Origin of the sequence: Prevotella sp. TF12-30 (assembly GCF_003436715.1) — a bacterium.
GTDB classification, from domain to species: domain Bacteria; phylum Bacteroidota; class Bacteroidia; order Bacteroidales; family Bacteroidaceae; genus Prevotella; species Prevotella copri_A.
Map to the genome: position 1 here is coordinate 1 of NZ_QSQJ01000096.1, position 2,040 is coordinate 2,040.

The 2,040-nt window shown below is 43.2% G+C and carries 1 protein-coding gene; it reads right to left on the minus strand.

Annotated elements, in window-relative coordinates; translation table 11 throughout:
- Positions 1 to 209 precede the first annotated feature (209 nt).
- Positions 210 to 1,898, minus strand: a complete 1,689-nt coding sequence (locus tag DXD25_RS16160) for a transposase (protein ID WP_117664376.1) — start codon at positions 1,896 to 1,898, stop codon at positions 210 to 212.
- Between the last annotated feature and the right edge of the window lie 142 nt (positions 1,899 to 2,040).

The following is a 2,040-nucleotide window of genomic DNA, read 5'->3' on the forward strand; positions in this document are numbered from 1 at the left end:
CCCCCCCAGCCCGTCCGAGAACGGCCGTTTGGGGGTGTATCATAGAGGGCAGAACCGCTATCACGACTCCACCTAAGCCCCTCTAAGGGCATATCTTTTTTCATCTTAAAATTTTAGTTTATGTTAAACAATTCGTCATAAGGGCTTTAAATGGCCGATATGAACACTAATAGAGCGTGTTTTTCGATGGTATTGATCCCTACAGGTCATTATCCAAGAGAAGCAATCAAAGCAGGTACACCTTTGAGAGATATGGCACGACGAAGGTTATAAGATAGGCAAAAGAGACCCATCTCAGCAGTTACTTTCAGTTTGCCTTTCAGTAAAAAGTAGTATTGCCCAAGTGCTCGCTTCATGGTTCCAAAAGGATGCTCGGAGAGGCATTTGCGATTGTCCATCTTGTTCTGATCTAGATGTAAAACGTAACGGACAACCTTCTTCACGATCTTCATTCTTGGAGGTTTTGGCTTGTCCTTATTCTCTTCTTTGAGTTGCTTGCGTTTTGCTTCGGTTGCCTTTATCAAGGTGTCTTTGTTGAAGTCTGCCTCCTTGAACTTCTGGATGGTACACTTGCACTTGCATTTTTTACATGCAAGCTTGTTGCAGTAGCGGATCATACCATTTCTTTTGATAGACTTTTGCCTCAGGATTTCTCCTTGCGGACAATAGACAAGATTGCGTTCGGCATCCCTCACGAAGTATCCTTCAAGAGCCTTGGCACGCATCTGCTCGGGAGTCATCTTCAGTACAGCAGACTCTGCTACATCAGAAGTGTACTCCTTGACCTCTACAATCTGTGCATCGGTTAAAAAATCCTTGTAGGCTTCCGGTATGACTGCAGCTTCAAGACATGCCTTCAAATCTTCTGGATTAGTACTTGACTTTTGTGCGTCAGTTATGGTAGCTTCGTTATAGTCAAACTGAACCTGCTCCGTGCAGCTGCCATCACGTTGGATGACATTTGGTACGATACCATTAGCCAATGCATCTGCATGATCCTCGGGACACTCGTACCCCTTGTCTGCAGTTGATTCAAGAACGTCAACACCATAATCGGCTTTTACCTCAGATGCTACGTTTGTAAGCTGACCATGGTCTGTTGGACTGTTGGTTACCAGGAAGCCTGCTATCATATGGCTCTCCGCATCAACTGCAGTTTGCACATTATAACCGACACAAAAGCCTTCGTTGGCTTTCATTAGTCGGGAATCAGGATCGGTTAAGGAAATCTGGCTTTCACCACTTTTCTCAAGTGTATCACGATATCCCTCATAGCGTTCCTTGCGCTCCTTGCAAACATCAAGCTTACGTTTCAACTCATCTTTAGAGAGCCTGCGTCCTTCCTCATGATCGTATGCTTCAAGTTCTTCCATATAGATTGAAATATGTTCATCAAGACGCTTGATTCGGTCATCGAGTTTGCTTAGAGTAAGGTTGTTGTCTTTAGCATTTACAGCCTTAAACTTGCTTCCATCAATAGAGATGTACGACTTGGAAAAGAGCTTCAGTCCCATACAAAACTTGTTGAACTCTTTAAAAACTTTAGTAATAGCCTTCTTGTTGTTCTTCCGGAAATCGGAGATTGTACGAAAGTCTGGAGTCAGCTTTTTGAGCAGCCACATTACCTCTACGTTACACTTGCACTCACGAGCAAGTTTGCGAGAGGAACGTACCTGATAGAAGTAACCATAAATATAGAGCTTGAGGAGATCGCGAGGATCATATCCAGGAGTACCTGTCTCTGCAGGAGTACTGCGGACGAATCCCAGTTCATCCATTTTGAGATTATCGACAAAAGCATCAAACAAGCGAACAGGGGCGTCAGCCTCTACATACTCGTCAATGCAATCAGGGAAAAGAACCCTCTGTCGTCTATCTTGTCCTTTTTTATATGCCATATCTTTCTTGTTTTTTACTACAAAGATACATAAAATAATTGAGAATCAATAAGATACGAGGTTAATTAACTATAAAGAGCAAAAGAAAAATGCCCAATTCAGTTGTTTGCTTCCCTAATTAAGTTTTCGGACGGCCTCCCCC